General features: G+C 64.2%; 1 protein-coding gene. It reads right to left on the reverse strand.

Annotated elements, in window-relative coordinates; genetic code table 11:
- A partial coding sequence (locus L696_RS0108655) for an iron chelate uptake ABC transporter family permease subunit (protein ID WP_025683296.1) occupies positions 1-402 on the reverse strand: 402 nt, incomplete at both ends.

Raw genomic sequence — 402 nt, forward strand, 5'->3', positions numbered from 1 at the left:
CGCCCAGCCACGGCAGTAGCCCGTATACTTCATCCCAGCCTTTACCCCACAGACTTCCAGCCAGCCAAGTCAGCGTATCGCTGGCTTCGAGCGGATATTTGACGAGAATATAATCGGTCGCAGCCTGAAAAATAGCGCCCACCGCCAGCCCGGTCAAGGCCAGCATATTGGGGCGCATGCCGCCTTTCATCGAGAGCTGCACGAGCAGCAACGCGGCAAGCCCGGCCCCGGCAAGGGCCGCCACAGGGAGCAGTGCCACCGGGGAAGAGGGCAGCAGCACGATGACGAGAACCGCCGCGAAGCCGGCTCCCTTCGATACGCCCACCACGTCTGGCGAAGCGAGCGGGTTGCGGATCATGCCTTGCAGCAGCACCCCGGCAACTGCCAGTCCTGCTCCGGCCA

The sequence above is a fragment of the Paenibacillus maysiensis genome (assembly GCF_000520815.1).
Taxonomy (GTDB): domain Bacteria; phylum Bacillota; class Bacilli; order Paenibacillales; family Paenibacillaceae; genus Paenibacillus; species Paenibacillus maysiensis.